The organism is Lentzea sp. NPDC004789, from assembly GCF_053601075.1.
In genome coordinates, this window is the sequence record NZ_JBSGBE010000001.1 from 37,965 (window position 1) to 60,774 (window position 22,810).

19 protein-coding genes are annotated in these 22,810 nt (G+C 69.6%); 7 read left to right on the forward strand and 12 right to left on the reverse strand.

Annotated features, from left to right (window positions below):
• Positions 1-7: 7 nt before the first annotated feature.
• Together ACWEIJ_RS00195 and ACWEIJ_RS00200 are read right to left on the reverse strand one after the other, a co-directional pair.
• Positions 8-604 (reverse strand): DUF305 domain-containing protein, encoded by a 597-nt coding sequence (locus ACWEIJ_RS00195; protein WP_449835014.1) that lies wholly within the window; start codon positions 602-604, stop codon positions 8-10.
• Between the two features lie 4 nt (positions 605-608).
• Positions 609-1,325, reverse strand: a complete 717-nt coding sequence (locus ACWEIJ_RS00200) for a lytic polysaccharide monooxygenase (RefSeq protein ID WP_449835015.1) — start codon at positions 1,323-1,325, stop codon at positions 609-611.
• Between the two features lie 247 nt (positions 1,326-1,572).
• On the opposite strand from ACWEIJ_RS00200, the gene ACWEIJ_RS00205 reads away from it, so the two are divergent.
• From ACWEIJ_RS00205 to pip, 3 genes are all read left to right on the forward strand, one after another.
• Positions 1,573-2,049, forward strand: a complete 477-nt coding sequence (locus tag ACWEIJ_RS00205; protein ID WP_449835016.1) for a hypothetical protein — start codon at positions 1,573-1,575, stop codon at positions 2,047-2,049.
• A 75-nt stretch (positions 2,050-2,124) separates the two neighbouring features.
• Positions 2,125-2,667, forward strand: coding sequence for a DUF305 domain-containing protein (locus ACWEIJ_RS00210; RefSeq protein ID WP_449835017.1), 543 nt, complete (start codon positions 2,125-2,127; stop codon positions 2,665-2,667).
• A gap of 22 nt (positions 2,668-2,689) precedes the next feature.
• Positions 2,690-3,661 (forward strand): prolyl aminopeptidase, encoded by a 972-nt coding sequence (gene pip, locus ACWEIJ_RS00215; RefSeq protein ID WP_449835018.1) that lies wholly within the window; start codon positions 2,690-2,692, stop codon positions 3,659-3,661.
• Here pip and ACWEIJ_RS00220 read toward each other — a convergent pair.
• From ACWEIJ_RS00220 to ACWEIJ_RS00240, 5 genes are all read right to left on the reverse strand, one after another.
• Entirely contained in the window at positions 3,634-5,184 is a 1,551-nt protein-coding gene (locus tag ACWEIJ_RS00220; protein WP_449835019.1) for a tannase/feruloyl esterase family alpha/beta hydrolase, read from the reverse strand. The genes pip and ACWEIJ_RS00220 overlap by 28 nt on opposite strands.
• A 46-nt stretch (positions 5,185-5,230) precedes the next feature.
• A complete protein-coding gene (locus ACWEIJ_RS00225) occupies positions 5,231-7,204 on the reverse strand; it encodes an amino acid transporter (RefSeq protein ID WP_449835020.1) in 1,974 nt (657 codons plus the stop codon).
• A 28-nt stretch (positions 7,205-7,232) separates the two neighbouring features.
• Positions 7,233-9,359: a bifunctional diguanylate cyclase/phosphohydrolase gene (locus ACWEIJ_RS00230; protein WP_449835021.1), complete on the reverse strand. Its 2,127-nt coding sequence runs from the start codon at positions 9,357-9,359 to the stop codon at positions 7,233-7,235.
• 130 nt (positions 9,360-9,489) lie between these two features.
• Entirely contained in the window at positions 9,490-11,298 is a 1,809-nt protein-coding gene (locus ACWEIJ_RS00235) for a molybdopterin cofactor-binding domain-containing protein (RefSeq protein ID WP_449835022.1), read from the reverse strand.
• Positions 11,295-11,756 (reverse strand): (2Fe-2S)-binding protein, encoded by a 462-nt coding sequence (locus ACWEIJ_RS00240; protein WP_449835023.1) that lies wholly within the window; start codon positions 11,754-11,756, stop codon positions 11,295-11,297. The genes ACWEIJ_RS00235 and ACWEIJ_RS00240 overlap by 4 nt, the downstream gene beginning before the upstream one ends.
• Before the next feature lie 53 nt (positions 11,757-11,809).
• Here ACWEIJ_RS00240 and ACWEIJ_RS00245 point away from each other — a divergent pair, with 53 nt between their 5' ends.
• Positions 11,810-14,482 (forward strand): BTAD domain-containing putative transcriptional regulator, encoded by a 2,673-nt coding sequence (locus tag ACWEIJ_RS00245; protein ID WP_449835024.1) that lies wholly within the window; start codon positions 11,810-11,812, stop codon positions 14,480-14,482.
• A 3-nt stretch (positions 14,483-14,485) separates the two neighbouring features.
• Here the strand turns inward: ACWEIJ_RS00245 and ACWEIJ_RS00250 are convergent, their stop codons facing one another.
• Both ACWEIJ_RS00250 and ACWEIJ_RS00255 read right to left on the reverse strand, forming a co-directional pair.
• Positions 14,486-14,914 carry a hypothetical protein gene (locus ACWEIJ_RS00250; RefSeq protein WP_449835025.1) on the reverse strand — a complete coding sequence of 143 codons (429 nt, stop codon included), beginning with the start codon at positions 14,912-14,914 and terminating at the stop codon, positions 14,486-14,488.
• An 81-nt stretch (positions 14,915-14,995) separates the two neighbouring features.
• A complete protein-coding gene (locus tag ACWEIJ_RS00255) occupies positions 14,996-15,424 on the reverse strand; it encodes a DUF2690 domain-containing protein (RefSeq protein WP_449835026.1) in 429 nt (142 codons plus the stop codon).
• 102 nt (positions 15,425-15,526) lie between these two features.
• Here ACWEIJ_RS00255 and ACWEIJ_RS00260 point away from each other — a divergent pair, with 102 nt between their 5' ends.
• Positions 15,527-17,290, forward strand: coding sequence for a tetratricopeptide repeat protein (locus tag ACWEIJ_RS00260; RefSeq protein ID WP_449835027.1), 1,764 nt, complete (start codon positions 15,527-15,529; stop codon positions 17,288-17,290).
• On the opposite strand, the gene ACWEIJ_RS00265 is transcribed toward ACWEIJ_RS00260, so the two are convergent.
• Both ACWEIJ_RS00265 and ACWEIJ_RS00270 read right to left on the reverse strand, forming a co-directional pair.
• Positions 17,265-18,782: a hypothetical protein gene (locus tag ACWEIJ_RS00265; protein ID WP_449835028.1), complete on the reverse strand. Its 1,518-nt coding sequence runs from the start codon at positions 18,780-18,782 to the stop codon at positions 17,265-17,267. The genes ACWEIJ_RS00260 and ACWEIJ_RS00265 overlap by 26 nt on opposite strands.
• A 58-nt stretch (positions 18,783-18,840) precedes the next feature.
• Positions 18,841-20,445 carry a hypothetical protein gene (locus tag ACWEIJ_RS00270; RefSeq protein WP_449835029.1) on the reverse strand — a complete coding sequence of 535 codons (1,605 nt, stop codon included), beginning with the start codon at positions 20,443-20,445 and terminating at the stop codon, positions 18,841-18,843.
• 111 nt (positions 20,446-20,556) lie between these two features.
• Here ACWEIJ_RS00270 and ACWEIJ_RS00275 point away from each other — a divergent pair, with 111 nt between their 5' ends.
• Positions 20,557-21,219: a DUF2306 domain-containing protein gene (locus tag ACWEIJ_RS00275; protein ID WP_449835030.1), complete on the forward strand. Its 663-nt coding sequence runs from the start codon at positions 20,557-20,559 to the stop codon at positions 21,217-21,219.
• A gap of 27 nt (positions 21,220-21,246) precedes the next feature.
• Complete coding sequence (locus tag ACWEIJ_RS00280) at positions 21,247-21,882, forward strand: peptidylprolyl isomerase (RefSeq protein ID WP_449835031.1); 636 nt, start codon at positions 21,247-21,249, stop codon at positions 21,880-21,882.
• Here ACWEIJ_RS00280 and ACWEIJ_RS00285 read toward each other — a convergent pair.
• The gene (locus tag ACWEIJ_RS00285; protein WP_449835032.1) at positions 21,854-22,795 is read right to left on the reverse strand and encodes a hypothetical protein; all 942 of its coding nucleotides are present in this window, start codon (positions 22,793-22,795) and stop codon (positions 21,854-21,856) included. The genes ACWEIJ_RS00280 and ACWEIJ_RS00285 overlap by 29 nt on opposite strands.
• Positions 22,796-22,810: the final 15 nt, after the last annotated feature.

The following is a 22,810-nucleotide window of genomic DNA, read 5'->3' on the forward strand; positions in this document are numbered from 1 at the left end:
CGAACGCCTACGGTTCGCTGATGGCCTTCAGCATCTGCGCGATCTGGCCCTGTCTGGAGGTGGCCACGCGCTCCGCGTAGGCGACGGTCTCCGGGTTCGAGCCGTCCTTCTTCTCCGTCAGCGCCATCTCGACCGCGGCTCCCTGGTGCCCGGCCATCAGGTTGAGGAACGTGAGGTCGAACTCCGCTCCGCTCTTGTCCAACGTGGCGTCGATGACCTTGTCGTCGAGCAACGGCTGGCCGCCGTGCGCGGCGTGCAGGTTCGCGCCGCCGCCCTCCGGTCTGCCCCAGAGCTTCAGCCACGACTTCAGCATGGTGAGCTCCTCGCGTTGCGTCGTGTTGATCGCTCCCGCGAGATCCTTCGCCTCCTGCTTGGTGGCCTTCGCCATCGCCAGCTGGGAGAGGCTGATGCCGAGCTGCAGGTGGTCGACCATCATCTGCACGAACGTCACGTCCGCGTCGTTGAACCTCGCACTGGCGGCGGGTACGGGTGGTGCGGCGGAGGTGGCGCCGTGCCCGTGGACCGACTGGCCCTCCGGCACGATCGCCTCTCCGCCGCACCCCGCCAGCGCCAGGACCGCGACCGCGATCACCAGGCGCTTCATCGGATCAGATCTTCTCCCACAGCGACGCCGCGTTCGGCGGTTCCCAGCCGGTCAGCGAGGTGTGCGCCTGCCGGCACCGGTAGCTCGATCCGCCGTAGGTCACCGTCGCGCCCACCGCGTAGTAGGTGTTCGGCGCCCACGTGCCACCGACCGGCGGTGCCGTCGTGGTGGTAGTGGTCGGCGGCGGGGTCGGGTTGCCGCCGGTGCCACCGATGTTGATGTCGATGCAGTTGTAGAACGCGTTCGCCGTGTCGGCGATGTTCCAGATCGCGCGGAGCTTCTGGCGGCCGGAGAACCCGCTCAGGTTGATGGTGTGCCGCACCGGGTCGACCGGCGCCGCGTTGCCGCCGTCGACGAAGCCCACGCGCGTGCCGCCGATGTAGTACTCGTAGTCACGCGTGCGGTGGCGGGCGGTGAACGTCCAGGTCAGCGTCAGGCTGGTGCCGGTGTTGGTCACCTGCCACGGCAGGCCGTCGTTGTCCAGCACGGTCTTGAAGTCCTGGCGGTCACCGGCGCAGGTCGTCTGACCCTTCAGGCCTTCGGCGCTCTGCGGCTCCCACTGGGGACCACCGCAGTTCTGCACCGCTCCGGAAGCGCACTGCGCCTGCCTGCTGGGCGGCGACGACACGTAACCGTGCGCGCTGGCCGAGCCGACCGGCGTGATGAACACGATTGCGGGGACGGCGGCCATGACCAGCGCCGCTTTTCGGGTGAGTTTCATCGTCCGAACTCCTTGGATCGTTCCCAGGCGGGGTGGACCCCGTGGCAGGGGTGGGAACCGGGAGCGATCCAGATCGCTCGCCGATCCAGTTTCGGTGTGGTCTAGACCATAAACCTGCGCTCGGAAAGTGGTCAAGCAATCACCGGCCGTGGACCTCGAACCGCTGTCCGCCAACAAGTCCACGTGCGCAACTGGTCTTATCGCCACCATTCGGAGTGGTATTCGTCCCGACCGGGTAACCGGGCGCATGCGCGACTTCACCGAGCCCGCCAGGGCGACCGGCCCCGGCGTCGTGGCCGACGGCCGGCTCAGCACGTCCACCGTGCTCGTGATCGATCCAGCCGGCGAGGCGTCACACGACGAGATCCCCGCGACCTGGCGGCCACTGGCAGACCGCATGCGGATCGTGTGGCTGCGCGTACCGGCCGCCCCGTCGTGGAAGTCCACAGTGGACAAGGTGCTGACGAGGCACCGCGACGACACCTCGACCGTCCTCGACGTGGTCACCAGCGGCCCGGTCGCGGCCGACGTGGTCGACCTGGTCCGCGGCCACTCGGACCTGGTCCGATCGGTCCTGCTGATCGACCCCGAGGTGGACGTCGACGAACCGTTCGCCCGCGTGGTGCTCCGCAGCCACCCCGGCCACCTCCCGGCACCGCTCCCGCTGGGCCACCCGGACGTGGTGTCCGGCGTGGTCAGCGCACTGGCGGACCTGAACGCTTAGGTTGCGGAAGTTCCGCTGAACCGGACACATCGGCCACCCGTATGCCCACACAGGGAACCGAACCGGGAGGCCTTCATGCGTGCGCGTCTGCTCATCCTGTTGCTGGGACTACTGGCACTGACGGGCTGTTCGATGTCCGGGGGCAGCAGCTCCGGCCAACCGGCGGCCAACGACGACGACGCGAAGTTCTCGCTGATGATGATCCCCCACCACCGGCAGACCATCGAGATCTCCAAGATGGCCCTGGAGAAGTCCAAGGACGAGTTCGTCGTCAACGTGGCCGACAAGATCTCCACCGCCGAAGCGGGCGAGATCGAGCAGATGGCCACCTACCTGCGCTCCTGGAACATCCAGGTCCCCGGTGACGACGCCGCCGCCACCCACAAGATGGCCGGCATGATGACCGTGAAGGACTTCGACTCCCTGAAGGCCGCCCAGGGCAAGCAGTTCGACGACCTCTTCCTCGCCGCCCTCTCCCGCCACCTGCGCAGCGGCGTCGACATGGCGAAGGACGCCCAGACCAAGGGCGTGCACGTGGGCTCGAAGGCGCTGGCCGGCAAGATCGTCGTCTCCCAGTCCGAGGTCATCGACCAGATCGCGGCCAAGAAAAAGGCGTGACGGAGCCCAATACGCTCCCACCATGTACCCACAGGTGGAGCCCTACGCCCAGGGCATGCTCGACGTCGGCGACGACCAGCGGATCCACTGGGAGGCGAGCGGCAACCCGGACGGCAAACCCGCCGTGGTCTTCCACGGCGGGCCGGGCTCCGGCTCGAACCCGCGCTGGCGCGAGGACTTCGACCCCGACCACTGGAACCTGATCCTCTGGGACCAACGAGGCTGTGGCCGGAGCACCCCACCGGCGAGTGATCCGGCGACCAGCATGGTGCACAACACCACCCAGCACCTGATCGACGACGCCGAGAAGCTCCGCGAACACCTCGGCATCGACAAGTGGTTGCTGATCGGCGGTTCCTGGGGCTCGACCCTGATCCTCGCCTACGCCGTCCAGCACCCGGAGCGCGTCAGCGAGATCATCATCCCCGCGGTCACCACCGGCCGCCCGGTGGAGATCGAGTGGATCACCCGCGGCCTTGGGATGTTCTTCCCCGACTACTTCGAGGCCTTCCAGAACGGCGTTCCCGAGGAAGACCGTGAGGGCAACCTGGCTCTCGCCTACAACAGGCTCCTCAACTCACCGGACCAGCACACGCGCGAGAAAGCCGCCTGGGACTGGAACAAGTGGGACCTGTCCACGATCACCGGTGGCGACAACGACTTCACGGGCACCCGGTACGAGGACCCGCTGATGCGCTACCAGATGGCACGGACGGTCACGCACTACTGGGGCAACGACTGCTTCCTGGAGCCGACGTACATCTTCGACAACCTGCATCGGCTCAAGGGCATCCCCGGTGTGCTCATCCACGGCCGCAACGACTTCGGCGGGCCGTTGCACACCGCGTGGGAGGTGGCGAAGAGGTGGCCCGACGCCGAACTGGTCATCCTGAACGACGCCGGCCACCTCATCATGGAAGGCAACAGCATGGACCGGGCCATCACCGCTGCCGTGCAGAAGTTCCGTCAGGGCGCGACGGGTCCGGGCCGGTAGTACAGATCCTCACCGGCCCACCGGATCCGGTCGGAGAAGCCGAACCCCGGTGCCGCGACGAAGTTCGCCGCGTCGTCCACGGAACCCGATCCGGTGTACTTGGCGCGCAACGGATACGGGAACACCGGGCGAGTGCGCAGGACCTTGCCGTCACGGTCCTTGCCGGTGGCGGTCAAGCGGTAGGGCGCGTGACCACCCTCCACCCACGAGACCAGCGAGCGGAACGGGTCGAACTCGGTCAGCGTGTCGCCACCGCTGCAGTGCCACATGGACGGCACCACGAACAAGCGGGCCCAGTCCTGGGGACGCCCGCCGGTCAGGCGCTGCCAGTAGTCGAGCGTGCCCTCGAACGGGATGCCCTGGTCGCTCGCACCGTGCCAGATGATGAGCTTGCCACCCGCGCGCCGGAACTCGCTCAGGTCGAGCGACAGCGCGTTCGCCTTCACCGTCTCCGGAACCAGGCGGCGGAACTCGCGCAGGGTGAACTCGAAGTCCGCCAATGACGAGTGCGGTTGTCCGATCGGATAAGCCAGGTGCTTCAACGCGTTGTCCGCGAGCTCGGCGGCGATTCCCCGGCCGAGCTCCGGCGACGGGTTCTGCCAGAACGTCCACGAGATCTCCGAACCGTACGGCTGGCCACCGGGGTAGAGCCGCACACCGTGGTCGGACGGTCCCGCGTAGAGCCGGCGAACGCGCGCGATCTCGTCGTCGGTGAGCTGGCCCGCAAGCGTTCCCGGATCGAACCTGCACAGCCGCGGATCGTCGATCTGACCGTCCACCAGGCCGTCCAGACCGTCGCACGCGGAGATCACCGCGCTGTGCAGCACGAGGATCTTGTCGTTCGGGATGCTGTTGCGCGCGATCCACGCCTCGTAGCCGACCAGCGCGCCGATGTAGGCACCTGGTGCGCCCGCGATGATGCCGTCGAAGTCGTGCGGATAGCGCTGGGCCAGCAGCAGTCCCTCGCGGCCGCCGTTGGAGCAACCGCCGAAGTAGGACCGAGCAGGCGCCTTGCCGTAGAACGCTTTGATGACCGCCTTCGACACCTTCGACAACGCATGGGGCGCGCGGAAGAAGTAGTCGTCACGGGCTTGTTGGTCGTGAATGGCCCAGGTCGTGTCGAAGCCGGGTGGCGCGGACTGGTGACCGTCGTCGGTGGCGGCCACCGCGGCGTCACCGACCGCCGGTCCGCAGCCGGCCGGGAAGGCCGGATCGGCGATGATGCCGCAGAACCCGCCACAGCCGTACTGGAGGTAGCGGCCCTGGTAGCCGCGGGTGGGCAGCTTCAGCTGGAAACCGATGTTCGGTTCGATCGTGCCGTGCACGTCGCAGAACTCCGTGGCACCGGAGACGACCGCGGCCGACGTGACCCGGGTGTGCGCGTCCGGCACGTCGAACGTGCGCACCAGATCGGCGCACGAACGCACCGGCCGGACGGCGGATTCCCCTGTGGCGGCAGCGGGAGCGATGCCCGCTGCCACCACGGCGAGAGAAGCGAAGAAGACCAGAAGCTTGCGATGCATGGCGTCCTTCCCCCTGTAGTCGGACGTACAGGGGGAAGTCTGGCAGCTAACTGACGTGCACGCGTGGCCGTCGGGACGGATCCGCCTCGGCCGACCGGATGATCTCGCGTACGACCGGAGGCGTGTCGCCGCGGCCGAGGATCAGGTAGCGGAAGAGGTGCCCCAGCGGGTTTCCCTCCGACCACTCGAAGTGCGCGTGCGGGATCACGCCGGTGGAGTCGCGCAACGCCAGCAGGATCGCCGCGATCGCGTTCGGCGCGGCCGGCGCGGAGGCGCGCAGCACGCGGTGGCCGTCGACCTCGACGCCCTGCACGCACAGCACGTGGCTGAACGACGACGGGTCGACGATGTCGATCTCCAGGAAGATCACGTCCGCGGTGCCGGGCACCGGGTTCATGCCGCGCTGCTCGGACTCCTTCTCGTCGTACTCCGCCTTGTCACCGTGCTGGCGGCGGTTCGCGATCAGCGTGATCCGGTTGTCGAAGGCGATCGTGTCGGTGATGAACCGGCGGGCGTTCTCGTCGAACTTGATCTTGTCGACGCGCAGCTCCGTCGTGCGCGAGATGCGTGAGATCAGGGAGATCACCACGATGCCGAGGATGAAGAACGCCGAGATCGTGATGCCGTCCGGCTTCTCGATCACGTTCTCCACCAGCGCGTAGACCAGGATCAGCGTCAGCACGGTGAAGCCGATCACGGCACCGCGCTGCTTCTTGCGCCAGGCCGACACCGTCACCGCGAACGAGCCGGACACCATCATCGCCAGGATTCCGGTGGCGTACGCGCCGGCCTGGGCGTTGACGTCGGCGTTGAAGATGATCGTGATGATGATGCAGATGAGCGTGTAGACGATCACCACCGGCCGGACCGCGCGGCCCCATTCCGGTGCCATGCCGTAGGAGGGCAGGTAGCGCGGCACGATGTTGATCAGGCCGGCCATCGCGGACGCGCCGGCGAACCACAGGATCAGGATGCTGGAGATGTCGTAGGCGGTGCCGAACCCCTCGCCGAGCAGCTCGTGGGCGAGGTAGGCCAGCGCCCGGCCGTTCGCCGGGCCGCCCTGCGCGAACTTGTCCTGCGGCACCAGCACGGTCGTGATGAACGACGTCGCGATCAGGTACACGGACATGATCAGCGCGGCCGTGGTCAGCAGCTTCCGGGTGTTGCGCACCCGGCTCGCCATGACCTCCTCCGGCGTCTTGCCGGTGGCCGAGACCAGCGGCATCATGCTGACTCCCGTCTCGAAACCGGACAGGCCCAGCACGAGCAGCGGGAACGCGAGGATCGCCGGGCCGATCACGCCGAAGACGCCGTTGCCCTGCTGCCCGAGCGCCGCGAGCCAGCGATCAAGGGCGTCCGGCGTCGCGAAGACGTCCACCATGCCCACCACGGCCACGACGGCGTTCAGCGCGAGGAACACCACCACGAGCGGGATCGCGACGCCCACGGCCTCGCTGAAGCCCAGCAGGAACACCCCGCCGAGGATCAGCAGCAGCACGATCGTCAACGCGAGCTCGTGGCCGCGCAACGACTCGGGGACGTACGGGTTCTCCAGCGCGTGCACCGAGGCGTCGGCCGCGGACAGCGTGATCGTGATGATCCACGACGTCGCCACGAACCCGAGCAGGACCAGCACGAAGATCTTGCCCCGCCAGAACGGCAGCAGGTCCTCCAGCATCGCCACCGAGCCCTGCCCGTGCGGGCTCTCCTTCGCCACCCGGCGGTACATCGGCAGCATGCCGAGCAACGTCAGCGCGACGATCAGCAGGGTCGCGAGCGGCGACAGCGAGCCCGCCGCCAGTGCCGCGATACCCGGTAGGTACGACAAGGTCGAGAAGTAGTCGACGCCGGTCAGCGTCATGACCTTCCACCACGCGTGCGGCTTGGCGTGCGACTCGTGGCTCTCCGGACCGCTCGGTGCGACCCGGTCCTCGAGCAACCACTTCGCCACCGGTCCACCCGGCGGATCCGGCCGCTCCGGGCTCGGCACCTCGGCGGGCAGGGCGTACTCCGTGCTCATGGTCGGAGAGCATGCCAGGCCGAGGCGATCATGGCCTCCAGTCGGCCGGGAAACCCGCTTCCTGGACGGACAAACCGGACGGACGCAACATGCCGATGCTGCCCTGCGAGTGCAGGTCGAGGAAGAGGTCCACGACGTCCGGGTCGAACTGCATGCCCCGACCGGCCCACAGTTCGCGCCGCGCCCGGTTCTCGTCCAGCGCGGTCTGGTGTGGACGGTTTGACCGCATCGCGGCCCAAGCCACGCAAACGGACAGAATGCGCGCTTCGGCCCGGATGTCCGCGCCGCGCAGACCGTCCGGGTAGCCGTCGCCGTCGTAGCGCTCGTGCTGCTGCCGGATGACGTGCGCCACGCCCGCGAAGCCCGGCACCATCCGTGCGAGCCGGTAGCCGAAGTCCGGGTGCTGGCGCAGCAGCCGCCACTCCTCGTCCGACAGCGCACCGGGCTTGGTGAGCACCACCTCAGGGATGATGATCTTGCCGATGTCGTGCAGGCGGCCGGCCAGCTGGGCGACCCTGATCGTCGGCGCGTCGAGCCCGAACTCCCCCGCCGCGACCCCGGCCCAGCGCGACACCGAACGGCTGTGGTCGTAGCGGTGCAGCCACCCGTCCACCCGGTCGGCGACCTGGCAGAGGAACTCCGCCATCGCGCCGTCGGTGTCCGGGTCGACCGCGGGCAACGGCTCGGGGCCGACCGCGATCCGGTTGCGGCCCGCCGCCTTGGCCGCGTAGAGCGCGCGGTCGGCGATCACCACGATGTCGTCGGGGCCGTCGCCGTGCGTCGGGAAGCTCGCCGACCCCACCGACACGGTGACGGACAACGGGATGTCGTCGTTGCCCGCGTTGACCGGGATCGGCTTCTCCGCGACCCGTTCGCGCAACCGGTTCGCGATCACCGACAGCCTGCCGGGACCGGCGTCCGGGACGAGCAGCGCGAACTCCTCGCCGCCGTAGCGCGCGAGCACCTCACCCGACCTCGACGCCGCGCGCAACCGGGCCGCGACCTCCATCAGCACGTCGTCGCCCGCCGGGTGGCCGTAGTTGTCGTTGATCGACTTGAAGCGGTCGACGTCGATGATGAACACCGCCACCGAGCCCTCGCTGCGGCGGGCGCGGGCGATCTCCAACGGCAGCTGGGCCTCGAAGAACCTGCGGGTGTGCAACCCGGTGAGGCTGTCGGTGATCGCGAGCTTGCGCTGGTCCGCGACGAGCCCCGCGAGCCGGGCGATGATCAGCAACGACAGCAGCGCGCCGCCCGCCGCGAGCACCAGCACGTCCTGCGACGAGCCGACCTCGTGGATCAGCATCAGCACCGGCGCGGCGAGCGCGGCCGACGACAGCGCGATGATCCGGCCGCGGGACAGGCCCACGTCCTTGACGTGCGCGCGGTCGACGAGCCGCGTCATCGTCGGGTGCAGCGCGGCGGCACCTATGCAGAGATTGGCGGACAACCAGATGGCGTCGAGGAAGTTGCCCGCCTGGTAGGTGCCGTCGAGGCGCTGCAGCACGTAGATCGTGTCGGCGGTCAGGATGCCCAGCAGGTTGGCCGTGAGCAGCACGAACGCGCGCGGCCGCGGACCGGCGCCGAAGATCAGGCGCAACGCCACCACGAAGAGGGCGAGGTCCATCATCGGGTAGCCGAGCGAGACGATCTTCACCAGTGCCGGGGACGTGAGCCGCGCCTGCGGGCCGATCACGTAGAGCCAGGACGCCATGCCCGCGACGACCGCGAGCACCGCGGCGTCGAGCAGGCTCGGCAGGTCCAGGCCGGGAGTGCGGCGGCGGATCAGCAGGATCACGCCCGCCACCATCAACGGGTAATGCCCCAGGTAGAGGATGTCCGCGTACGAGGGGTAAACGTCGTACCGGAAGACGTAGTGCGATGTGTAGAACGTGAGGTCGGCCATCGCGTAAACGACCTGACTGAGTGCCAGGAACACCCACGGCCGCCTCCATTGGGGACGGTTGCGCTTGACACCCGCGAATGTGGCGACGGCGGCCGAGGCGCTGATCGTGCAGTAGAGCACCACACGCACCGTTTGTCCCGTTGTCCCCGCAGGGCTGACCGGAATCAGGTAGTAGAGACCCAGCAGCAGGTGACCTGCCACCAGGTACATCCACCACGCTCCGGTACGGCCGGCACGGAAGATGGTCACACGAGACCCCTCGTTCTACGACTTGGTCGAGCCAGGTGATGATGCCCGACTTGGGATGATCGCGGCACCGCCGTTACTCCAATGAGGTGACCCACTAATACGGACGCTACCGCAAATCCCTGTTCTGTTTTCAGCGTGAAAGAAAACCGAGTGCCGCTGCGGCAGCCGGGTACGCCAGCTCACCCAATCCGCCCACGGGCGCGTCCGACGCCACCACCACGACGGTGATCTCCGGGGTGTCGCCGATCCTCGCCCACGGGTAGTCCCCGAACGATTTTTGCACGACTTTTCCGTGTTTGACGGTGATTCGCGCACCTCGTGCCACCGAGAGCGCGTCCATGATCGCGCCTTCGACCTGTTGGCGGACACCCGAGGGGTGCAGTGCGGGGCCGACGTCCACCGCAGCGGTGATTTTCGTGCGACCGTCGTGTCGCCTTTCGGCGATCACCGCGACGACCGAGCCGTAGTCGCGATGACAGGCAACGGCTTGTGGTTCTCCGTCATGCGCTTCCGCGGCGGCTTCGAGCGTTTTTCTGACCCGTTGGTCAGTCAACCGCCGCAACCGGCGTTCGAGCTGGTCGTGCGGGGTGTCCAGCTCGCTCAGGAACATCTCGTCGGCATGAACCAACTGGCCCGCGTAGACGCTGCGCCAGAAGCCGGTCCTGATCGGCGGTCGCAGGATGGCGAAGTGGCACTCTCCCTCCACGTCGTACGGGTACTTGTTGGCCGACATCATCTTCATGACGTCGGGGTTGCTCGTGACATCGAGCAGTGACGAGAGAGGCCACGTGGAAACGGCGTGATCCCGCCAGACCGGCAGACCTTCGTCGTCGACCGTTGCCCGGATGCGATGGACCGACAATGGACGGTACGAGTCGTGCCGCATGTCGTCGTCTCTTGTCCACAGCACTTTCACGGTCCTGCCGGTGTGCCGTGCGAGTTGGACTGCCTCCATGACGAAGTCGGTCTCGAACTTCCGTCCGAACGCGCCACCCGCCCTCGTCGGGATCACCCGGACGGTCGCGAAGTCCTCTTCCAGAAGTTTGCGCACCCGGTCAGGTGCCTGGGTCGGGGCCCACAACGTGACTTCGTCGCCGGTGACTTTCGCGGTCGCCGTCGGCGGTTCCATCGGCGCGTGCGCGAGCATCGGTGAGACGAAGATCTTTTCGAGGTACTCGCCCGGTGGCGTATTTCCTTCCGGCAGGGCGGCTTCCAGCTCGGCGAGCCACCGGTCGCTGTCGGCGTCCGGAAATCCGCCTTCCCACGACGTGTCGAGGTTCTCCCGCGCTTTGATGGCGGTGTAGGTGTCGCCGGCGAGAACGGCGAACCCGTTGGCCAATTGGACGACTTCGGCGTTGCGGACGTTCGAGGCGTCGAAACCCGTTGGCGTGGCACCGATCCACGGTGGCCGGGCGACGACCGCGACCAGATCCGCGGGCTGGTCGATGGCGTAGGCGAGCTTGCCGGTGACGATCGCGTGCCGGTCGACCCGTTTGACCGCCGGGTTGCCGAGGACGCGCCATTCGTCCCGCGGGGTCAGCACGACCTCGGACGGGGTGAGGGCCGCGGCCTCCTCCGCCAGCTCCCCGTAGCTCAGCCGGTCGTCTCCGCGGTGGACGAAACCGCGGTCGGCACGGCACTCGGCCACCGCGGCCCGCCAGCGCCGGGCGGCGGCCTCGACCAGCTGGTGCCGGACGGTCGCCGCGGCCGTGCGGATCGGCTCGTGCAGGCGCTGCATCGAGTTGGAGTTGGCGGAGATCTGCGGGCCGTAGGTGTCCGGATCGCCCTCGGCCTGCTCGATCACGAGGCTCTCGACGGGCACCCTCAGCTCCTCCGCGACCATCATGGCCACGGCCGTGCGCACGCCCTGCCCGGTGTCGGGCACGGGGACGGTCACCGTGATCCGGCCCTCCGCGTCGACCCGGACGAAGGGGTTCACGACTCGGCCTTCAGCCGGGCCGCGGCGTTCCTGATCGCCCTGCGGATCCTCGGATAGGTGCCGCACCGGCACACGTTGTCCCGCAAGGCCTCGTCGATGTCCTCATCGGTCGGATCGGGGTGCTTGGCGAGCAGCGCGATGGTCGCCATGATCTGGCCGGGCTGGCAGTACCCGCACTGCGCCACGTCCTCGTCCAGCCACGCCAGCTGCACCGGGTGGTCCTCGACGCCCTCGATGGTGAGCACGTCCTGCTCCGCCGTGCTCGCCACGGAGTGCTGGCACGGCCGGAACGCCTGGCCGTCCACTATGGACGTGCAGACGCCGCACGCGCCGACCCCGCACCCGTACTTGGTCCCGGTCAGCCCCAGGTGATCTCGCAGAACCCACAGCAACGGGGTGTCCGGATCGGCTTCGACGTCGCGGACCTCCCCGTTGATCCGCAGCCGATACATCGTCACGTCACCGGAGCGTAGCGGCCACAACGCTGTTATGGACGGGATATCGTGGGCCTGTGGACGGCGTCCGGTTCGGAGTGCTTGGGCCGCTGCTCGTCACCCACGGGCGGCGGGACGTGCGCATCTCCGCAGGTCAGCCGCGTCAGGTTCTGGTGCTGCTGCTCCTGCACGCCGGTCAGACCGTCAGCGTCGACCACCTCATGTCGATCTTGTGGGACGGTGACCCGCCCGCCAGCGCGCGCAAAGCCGTGCAGGTGCACGTCTCGCAGCTCAGACGGGCTCTCAAGGACCTGCCCGGCGTCTCGCTGGAGTGGTCGCGGCAGGGCTACCGGCTCGACATCCCCGACCGGTCGCTCGACCTGCAGCTGTTCCGGGAGGCCGAGGACCCCGACGAGGCCCTCGGCTACTGGCGCGGTCCCGCGCTGGCCGAGCTGACCACCAACACGCAGCTCGCGAACCAGCTGGAGGAGGAACGGCTCGCGGCGATCGAACGACGTGCCGACAAGGCGATCAAGGAGGGCCGCCACCACGAGGTCCTCGGCGAGCTGACCGGCCACGTCACGCAGCACCCGACCAGGGAACGGTTGCGGGGCGCGCTCATGGTCGCGTTGCACCGCAGCGGACGGCAGGCCGACGCGTTGCGCGTCTACGACGAAGGCCGCCGGCATCTGGCCGACGAACTGGGCCTCGATCCCGGGCAGGAGCTCAAGGACCTGCACGCCGCGATCCTGCAGGGCGACATCCCCGCCGTGCCGCGCGAGCTGCCCGCGAAGCCGGAACCGTTCGTCGGCCGCCGCGACGAGATCGCGCTGATCACGGGCTCGTCCGACACCGTGATCGCGGTGCACGGACCCGGCGGGCAGGGCAAGAGCGCGCTCGCCACCGCGGCGGCGCACGCGATGGCCGACCGCTTCCCGGACGGTCAGCTCTACGTGGACCTGCACGGCGCCACACCCGGCCGGTCGCCGCTGTCGTCCGCCGAGGTGCTCAGGAGGTTCCTGCGCGCGCTCGGCACGCCGCCGCTCGCGGTGCCCACCGACACCTCTGAGGCCGCCGCGCTCTACCGGTCGACGCTGGCCAGGCGCAGGGTGCTGGTCCTGCTGGACAACGCCGTGGACGCGGCGCAGGTCGGCCCGCTGCTGCCCGGTGAGGCCGGTTCCGCGGTGCTGATCACCAGCCGCCGCATGCTCGCGACGCTCGGCGCGCGGCACGTCCGGCTCGACCCGCTCACCGAGGACGACGCGATCAAGCTCCTCGGCGACGACAGCGACGCGGCGCGGCAGGTCGCGAAGGCGTGCGACTACCTGCCGCTCGCCCTCACGATCGCGGCCGCGCGGCTGCGGTCCCGGCCGGACTGGACGACCGCCACGCTCGCGCGGCGGCTCGCGGACCAGCGACACCGGCTGGACGAGCTGCACTTCGACGACCTCGGCGTGCGGACGAGCTTCCAGCTGAGCTTCGAAGGGCTGGCCGAGAGGTCGACCAGGGCGTTCATCCTGTTGTGCTGCCTCAACGTGCCGACGGTCAGCGAGTCGACCGCGCAGGCGTTGCTCGGGCAGGACGACGTCGACCGCGTGCTGGACCCGTTGGTGGACGCCAAGCTCGTGGAACCGTGCGGACCGGAGCGCTACCGGGTGCACGACCTGCTGAGGTTGTTCGGCGCCGAGCACCCCAGCGACGAGAAGCACGACGCGCTGACCCGTGCGCTGACGCACTACCGCGAGACTCTCACCGCCGCGCTGAAGAAGCTGCGCCCGCACGCCTACGGGGCCCTGACGAACTCCGCCACCGAACAGGACCTCGACGAACCGCTGCAGTGGCTGACGGACGAGGCGGAGAACCTGCTGGCGGCCGCGCGGTCCACCATGGACGAACCGGCGCTGGCCGAGCACGCGCTGGCGATCGCGCACATGCTCTACCCGCACCTGTTCAAACAGGACAGGGTCGCCGAGCTGATCGAGCTCGGCCAGATCGCCTCCCGTGCGGCGCGCACGATCGGCACCTCGGCCGCGTTGCAGACGGCGCTGCTGGTGCAGTCCGCGGCCAACCGGCTGACCGGTGAGTTCGAGACCGCCCGCGCCCAGTTGGAAGAGGTGCTGGAGGCCCGCGCGGACGACCCGTTCGGGCAGGGCCGCGCGCTCTCCGGCATCGGCACGATCCAACGGGAGCTGGGCGAGCTCGACCAGGCCTCCGCCACGCTCGCCCAGGCGATCGAACTCATCGCCGCGCACGGACCCGCTGGCGCGCAACGGGTTCCGCTCTCCGCACTGGCCCAGGTGCACCAGGTGGCCGGAAGGTACGAAGAGGCGCTGGCCGCCGCGGTGGAGAGCCTGAAGCACGCCCGCGCGGATCACGACGCGGCCGGGACGGCCTATGCGCTGGCCTCGCAGGGGCAGGCGCTGTTCAAGCTCGGCCGGTCCGGCGAGGCCCTGGTCGCGCTGGACGAGTGCATCGAGCTGTGCCGGGCCACCGGCGAGCACAACGACGAGTGGCAGGCCCTGCTGTGCCGCGCGGAAGTGCTGCTGGCGCAGGGAAAGCCCGATCAGGCCGCGGAGGACGCCCAGCGCTGCCTGGAGATCACCAGCGCCCGTGGCGACCGGTACGGCGAGGGCGTGGCGCACCTGGTGCTCGCGCGGTGCGGGCTGGAAAAGCACGCGGACCGGGCGGCCGAACTGCTCGGCACACCCGGTCTGCGCAGGGACAACCTGTTGGACAGCGTGATCAGCTAGAGATCAGCACCTCTGGTCGGTCGCGGCCGAGCCCTCGCCGTTCGACCATTCGAGCTGACCGTAGGCCTTGGTGCACACGGAAAGCGTGTTGGCACCGGACGACCAGACCTCGGCCTGGTGGTTGCCGCCGCACTTGTAGTCGACCAGGCCCTGGCTGCCGGCGGACACACCGGAGCAGGCCCACCAGTTGCCGCTGTGCGAGCTGCGGAAGCTCTCCCACACGTAGGTGTAGGACCAGTTCTTGTTGCAGCCCTTGAACTGCTTCACCGACGCGATGGTGGAGCCGCCCGACTTGATGTAGGCGGTGCTGCCGATCTGCGTGACGCTGCTGCAGCTCGGGTTGGTCTCCGCGTTCGCCGGCGATGCGATTCCGAGCATCGCGCCGGTGACGAGCGCGGCGGTGCCGACGGCGCTGGCGATCCTGATGAACATGCTTCTCCCTCAATGGTGTTGCGAAGGCTCAGATGCGGAGCGGAGGTCAGTCGGTGATGTAGCCGGTCACGGCGCGCTCCCTCAGCAGTCGCTGGACGCGAGTCGTTCGGACTGGTGGCTGCCGTCCCTGGCGACGTACAGCACCTCTCCACGGGCACAACCTGGCGCGTAGACCATGTTTCCCCAGTGCGTGCCGGGCGTTCCCGGCGCGACGAAGCCGACGTGGTCGTTGCCCGCCCACACGGTGATGCGCAGCGCCGAGTCCCCGCCGGGGTAGTCGGTGATGCGGACCCAGTTGGTCCGGCAGGTCGGCGACCAGCGCAGCTCGGCCCGGCCGGACGGGTACATCGGCTTGCTGTCCGCGACGGTGGAGCCGCTGCTGCAGCCGGTGGCGACCGGGTCCTTGTCGTTGCAGCCGCGCCCGCTGCACGACGCCGCGCTGGCGTCCGGCGCCATCAGGCAGCTCAGGAGCGTCAGGGCCGCCGCGGCGATCAGGCTTGTCGACTTCATGACGCCGACACTGCTGAACGGCGCTCACAGCGGCCTGACAGCTGCACCCCGCCGGGTGTCAGCGAGGTGTCAGAACCGCAGCACAACGCTACGTTCGTGGGCGTGCCGAACCCGGTCGACGCGTCCAGCAGCAACTTCTCCCTGCCGGAGCCACCGCCGCGCGCGCCGCGGTGGCTGGGCCCCGATCCGGTGGTGCACGGCCGGGCCGCGGAACTGGCGGCGTTGCGCGAGGCCCTGGACGACGGCGGCGTCGCGTTGCTGTGCGGTCCGCCGGGAACGGGCAAGACCACCCTCGCGCACCGGCTCGCGCACTCGGTCGCGGAGGACTTCCCGCACGGGCAGCTGTGCGCCGACCTCGCCGAGATCACGATGGACGACGCGCTGGCCGCGTTCATCCGCGCGCTCACCCACGACGGCATCGCGCTGTGGCCGCGGCGACAGGCGCAGCTGCACGAGGTGCTGGGGACCCGCCGGGTGCTGTTCGTGCTGGACAACGTGCGCAAGGGCGAGGACCTGACGGTGTTCCGGAAGGTGATCGCGACCAGCCGGGAACGGCTCGGCGGGCTGGAGCTGGGGCCGATGAGTCCCGAGGACTCGCTGACGCTGCTCCGAGCGCACCTCGGCACGCGCGTCGACTTCGAACCGGACGCCGCGCGCGCGTTCGTGCGGGCGTGCCACGGGCTGCCCCTGGCGCTGGTGGTCGCCGCCGGGTTCGCCCGCCTGCGCACGACGGCCGCGCTGGCCGCGCTGGCCGAGGAGATCCCGTCCGAACGCGGTGACGTGCACGACGCGTTCAGCTGGGCGTACGAGCAGCTCGCGCCGGAGGACCGCCGGGTCTTCCGGCTGCTCGGGGACGGGTTCGAACGCGAGTTCTCGATCACCGCGCTGAACGCGCTGGCCGGCGGCGACGTGCGGCGGTCGCGCAACCGGCTGCTCGCACTGCACCTGCTGGGGAACGCGCCGGGCGACCGGATCACGATGCACTCCCTTCTGCGGGAGTACGCGCGCACGCTGCACCCGCGCGACCCGGAGGCGCTCGGGCGGCTGCTCGACCACTACGTCGAGGTCGCCGAGACCGAGACCGAGAACGCCAAGGCGGCCGTGTTCGTCGCCGACCCCCGGCGGCGCCTCGCGCTGGCGCAACGGCTCGTGGACGAGATGTCCGTGGAGGTGCAGACGGCCGCGGTCGAGGCGGCCCGGTCGTCGGGCGACCGCGCCGCCGAGGCGACGGCCCTCGCGCATCTCGGGCACGCGTGGTTCGACCGCGGGAACCTGGAGGAGGCGGAGGCCTGCCACGCGGACGCGTTGGACCTCCACCGGGAACCGAGCGCGTTGACGGGACTCGCCAACGTGTACCTGGCGAGCGGAGGCGAGCAGGAGGCGAAGGCGCTCTTCAAGGAGGTGCTCGCGATCCGGACCGCCTCCGGTGACGCGGCCGGTGAGGCACGCGCGCTGCTGAGCCTGGGCCGAGTCACCAACGACATCGCCTGCTACGAGCAGGCACGTGACATCTGCACGCGCATCGGTGACGCGGTGCGGCTCGGCCGGGCGTACAACGGCATGGGCAGGGTCCACCACGAGGCCGGCGCGTACGAGGCGGCGATCGACTGCTATTCGCTGGCGCTGCAGGCCTTCCCGGACGTGTACTGCCTGCTGAACATGGGCCAGGCGCACGAGGCCCTGCGGTCGCCGGAGGTCTTCCGCTGGTACGACCGGGCGGCCGAGCACGCGTCGCGCCTGCGGGACAGGGAACTGCTCGCCGACGCCGCACGGCTGCTGCACGCCGCGGGGTTCGCCGAGGAGGCGAAGCGGCGGATGCGGCAGGCCGAAGCCCTGTACCTCACTGAAGAGGACGAGTCACCGTGACGACCGGGACGCCTCCCTCGCGGTCGAGCGCCAGCGCGTCGTGGTTGAGGACGATGGACCCGTCGTCGCGCAACGTGAACCCCGCGTCGCTGACCTGGTTGCCGACCTGAAGCCGGTGCGACGGCGTCGGCAGCAGGTAGAGCGTCTGCTCCTCGGTGTAGCTCATCTGCAGGCCCGACACGAAGTGCACCAGCAGCCCGAAGCCTCCTGACCGGCGTGCGTCGACGTGCACCAGGTAGCCGAGGAACTCCATTGTGGACGTTCCGCTGCCGCGCAGGTAACCCAGGTTCGGGTCGAACAGCACCCGGCCGTCGCGGGTGACCTCGAACGCCGCGTTCACGACCTGGCCGCTGCCCTGCTGCACGTAGTAGGGCTTGGCCGGGACCATGCGCAGCTTCTTGCACATGATCCAGTCGCGGTTGTCCGCCGGGACGCTCGCGATCAGCACGCCCGCTCCCGGTGCGAGCCTGCGCGCGTCGAGCGTGACGACCACGCCGTCGACCCGCAGCGTGCGGGTTCCCCTGCCGGACACGAACCCGTCGAGTTCGGGCGGGTAGCCGAGGGTGCCGTCCTGGCCGACCGTGAACCAGAAGGCCACAGGCACGCCGACCTGGAACCCGTAGGTGCCGGGCGCGAGCTGCAGGGTCTGGACGGTGCGGGCGTCCAGCCAGCTCGTCTTGTTCGTCACCACGAAGTGGCGGCCGGACAGCGGACGGGCGTCGATGTTGATGTTGCCGGGCGCGGGGTCCGGTGACGACGGGTCCATGCGGCCGGTGTCGTCGACGCACGGCGCGGTGCCCGGGGCCGGCGGCCTGATGTTGTACCTGGCCGTCTCCGTACCCGATTCCCCTTGCGGCACAACGGGATCGGTGGTGCCCTGCAGGCCTGTGCCCGGCGTGCCGGCTCCCGGCACGGACGAACCGGCCACCGCCGTCTGGCCGGGGTTCGCGGGATCGTCGTGCGCGGTGGTGCCGACGACATGTCCGTCCTGACCGGTGCCGGACGCACTGCTCACGGGCACGGGCTGCGAGCTGACCAGCAGCGCGCCGGCCAGCAGCAGTCCGACGACGCCGCCGACGGCCCTGACCACCTGCGGGTCCGTGAGCGCGGGGTTGATCCGGTTCAGCGTGCCGGCGACCCTGCGCAGCGCCATCGGCACCGGACCGCTGCTCGGCGCGTTCAGCCAGGCGAGCCACCGGCGGTCGTCGTCCGGCGGCCTGACCAGGCCGGGCGCCAGGTACTCGACGCGTTCGCGCAGCCTGCGCGGATTCTTCGGCCTGCAGGTGACGCAGGCGAGCACGTGTTCGTGCAACGCGGGCCAGTCCTCGCGGCCGATGGCGCCGAGCTGCGGACACGCCGACCTGGACTGCGCGGCGAGCACCGCGACCCGTTCGGCGAGGAGCCGGAAGGTCTCCTCCGTGGCCACGCCATCCGCGATGGCCTGCCGTTGTTCCGGCATCGTGTCGAGGGCGGCGCCCAGCGACTTGCGCATCACCACACCATCCTGGAGCCGTTCGGCCCCACGTGGATACGGCCGAACAGTGGACAAATCATGGACTTCGCAGATAGGCGAGCGCGAACGACGAGTCGGCCGCGGCGCCCGCGAGGTCGTAGCAGTAGACCTGCACGAGCACCTTCGGCGGGTACGAGTAGCCGTTCCACGCCCAGATCCGGCAGTACCTCGGCTCCGGCCCGGTCGCGCTGACCAGCACGGCCTCGCCCGGCCAGACCTTCGGGTTGCCGATCGCCTGGTACTGGACGTCGTACCGGCCGACCGCCGTCCGGGTCACCGAAGGCGTCTCGCCGTTGCTGGCCCACGACCTGTTGTTGCCGGTCTCCAGGTCGGCGGCCGGCGCGGACGGGTCGTGGTGGATCGCGGCACCGCCGGTGTAGGTGAGGTTCCAGTCGGTGTCGGTGTCGCACGCGACCCTGATCCGGGAGGGATCGAGCATCGTCCGGCACACCGCCCGGTTCGCGCCGACCGGCGAGACCATCGCGAACCCGTTGCCGCCCAACGCGGTCACGTCGTACTGCCCCGGCCCGACCTTGGTCACCCCGCTCGCGCCGCCGCGGTAGTGAATCGCCGGGCCATCGCTCACGAAGACGACCGTGAACGGCAGGTTCTTCCGCGTGCCGCCGGGGTTGAAGCAGGCCACGTCGACGAGCAGGTCGTTGCCCTCGCCGCGCGTTCCCGCGGTCTGACAGGAGAACGGCTGGTAGTAGCCCCAGCCGATGCTGAGCTCGGCGTGCACGGTGCCGCCGGCGGCACCGACCTCCGGCAGCCGCACCAGGTAGTCGCCCTCACCCTGCCGGACCAGCGTGATGTAGCGCTCGACGCCGTTGCGGCGCCAGGTTCCCCACTGCCACTTGCGGTCCATCTCGACCTGCTGACCGACGGGCTGGTCGTACTGACCGAACGACGTGGTCGCATAGGCCCACTGGTTCGCCGAAGCGGTCGTGGGGTCCTCTGTGGACGCTCCGGTGCGCTGCGGTGCCGTGCCGGGCGGAGCCGGGGCGATGATCGTCGTGCCGGTGGTCGCCGCGGGCACCGCGCTGGACGCCGGCACGGACGGGCCCGCGACCGGCGGCGTGGTGGTCTCGTTGCCCGCGAGACCACCAGGCGGCGGCAACGGTTCCTGCGCGGCGAGCCCACCGCCCGGCGGCGGCTCCACCCGTTCGGAGCTCGGCACCGCGAGCAGGCACACGACGAAGGCCACGACACCGGCAGCGGCCTTGAGGACCTGCGGGTCGGCCAGCGCCGGAGCCGTCCTCGTCATGAGCCCGGTCAGTGCGCGCAGTGGTCTGGTGACGACGTCGGACATCGTGCGCACCGGGCTGTTCAGAAACGCGAGCCAAGGACGTTCCTCTTCCTCCGGCATCGCCACCAGCCCCGGCGCGAGGTACTCGACGCGTTCCCTGAGCCGCTTGGGATCGGCCGGCCTGCACAGCGCGCAGACGGCCACGTGCTGCTGCAACCCGGGCCAGTCCGCCTCGTCGATCGCGGCGAGACCGGCACAGCCCTTGCCCAGCGCCTCCAGGACCGCCACGCGCTGGGCGACGGCCTCGTAGGTGTCGGAGGTGGCCGCGCCGTCGGCGATGGCCTGCCGCTGTTCCGGCATCGTGTCGAGGGCGGCGGCCAACGACTCGGGAGTCATCGCGTCAGTTTGGAGCCGAGCGACGTTTCGCGAAACGACCAATCAGTGGACAAATCATGGACGTCAGCGAGCGGTGCGCGAACGGTCAGCGGCGTTGGTCATCGTGACCGCATGACGTGGTTGCGCAAGCCTTGGGTAGGCCCGTTGGCCTTCGTGGTGGTGGCGTTCGTGGCGTTCTCGCTGCCGCCTTATCTGACCGGTGACCGTGCATCGGCGCGTGTGCAGTCGGACTGGGGACCGCACTATCCCCTGCTGGTAGTGCACGTCGTGTGCGCTTCGATCGCCATCCTGACGTCCGTCGTGCAGATCTGGCCGTGGTTCCGCGGCCAGTTCCCCGCATGGCACCGCCGGATCGGCCGGGTCTACGTGCTGGCCGGTGTGCTCCCGGCCGGACTGTCCGGTTGGGTCCTCGGCTACATGACGCCGTTCGGTCCGGTTTCGATGGTCAGCAGCGTGCTGATGGCCTCGCTGTGGCTGCTGTTCACCTGGCTGGCGTGGCGCGCGGCCCGGCAGCGGCGGTTCCGCGACCACCGCAAGTGGATGATCCGCAGCTTCACCCTGACCCTGTCGATCATCAGCAACCGGATCTGGGGCGTGGTCGCCTTCCTGCTGCTGGCCGACCGCGTGCCGGAGGCGCAGCTGCCGGGCACGATCGCCGGGATCTCGACGTGGGCCGGCTGGACGATCCCGCTGCTGATCTCGCAGTGGTGGCTGGAACGCAGGCCCGCACGGCGTCGTGCCGCCGCCGAGCAACGGGAAACCGTTCCCGCGTGACGGCCCTGACGGCTACGGTCGGCAGTCATGAGGCTACTGCTCGCTGTGTTGATGATGGTCGTCCTCGCGCCCGCCACCGCCCAGGCCGCACCGCCGACCGCGAAGTGCGACTTCATCCCGACCCCGGAGAACCCGGCGGCCCGCCCGGTTCAGCCGCCGCCCGCGACGGTGCCGGCGAAGGGCACCGTGAAGGTCACCATCGCGACCAACTACGGCGTGGTCGTCGCGAAGCTGGACCGCGCCAACGCACCGTGCGGGGTGGAGAACTTCGCCCACCTGGCCCGCAGCTGGTTCTACACGATGTCCCGGTGCTGGCGGCTGACCGACACCAAGCGCCTCGGCGTGCTGCAGTGCGGTGACATCTACCGCGCCGAGGAGGGCGGCCCCGGCTACCGGTTCGCCGACGAGGTGACCGGCCAGGAGACCTACCCGCGCGGCACCATCGCGTACGGCAACCAGGGGCCGGGCACGAACGGCAGCGAGTTCTTCATCGTCCACTCGTTCGCGAACATCAAGCCCGCGTACACCGTGATGGGACACGTCACGCACGGCATGGACACGCTGGACCGCATCGTGCGGGCCGGGATCGTGCCGCAGCCGGACGGAACCCTCGACGGCGCACCGAAGAAGCCCGTCAGGATCCTGCACGTTCTCGCAGAGTAGCGAGGATCTTCGACACCATTCCGAACGGCAGCATGCCGAGGCCGGTCAGCAGTTCCGGACCTCGTTCGCCGGCCAGGACGCGACGGAACGCCTGCGTCATCGGCACCGCGCCGGGGTTCTGCTCCAGGCCGGCGAGCTCGGCCTCCAGCCGATCGGCGTGCGTCCGGTCGCCCTCCGCCTGCAGCACCACGGCGGTCATGAGAGGCGACCAGTCCCGCATGGTCTCGTGCGCCCGTTCCATCGCGCGCGTGACCAGCTGGCTCAGGTCGTCCGGCGTGCGCTGCGGGAGGCTCTCCAGCAGGTCCCACAGCCGCACGCCCTCCACCTCCTCGGCGAGCGCGCAGATGTCGTCGTTCAACGACATCCGTTCGGGCAGGCCGAAGGCGAAGGCGAACATCGCCAGCATCTCGATCTCGTCCCGCAACGTGGGCGCGTCCGTCCTGACCGCGATGGCGGCCGCCGCGAAGTAGTGCGCCAGCACGCGCGGAGACCCGTTGTCGACGCGGCCGAGCAACACCGCGTAGTCGTGGTGCTGCTTGCTGATCTCGTGCGGTTCGCCCGCCGCGTAAGCGAGTCCGAGCGCCTCGGCCTTGAGCTCTACGGCACGGCCGTGGTTGCCCTGCTGGTCCTCGATGACGGCCAGCTGGTTCACGACGTGGAACCGGCTGTCCGCCAGCTCGGCCATCGCCCGCCCGGCCGCCACCGCGCCGGGGTGCAGGCGCAGCCGCTGACCCTCGATCTCGACCAGCCCGTGCTCGGACAGCACCGCGAGCTCATCGTCGGCGTCACCCACGACGTACGTGTAGCGGTCGTTTTCGTTGATGCAGCACAAGGTCAGGAACATCCGCCGAGCCGGTTCCGGCAACGAGCGCAGGGCATCGGCCGGATCCTCGGCGCGTAAGAAGGGCTCCACGCGCACCAGCTTCGC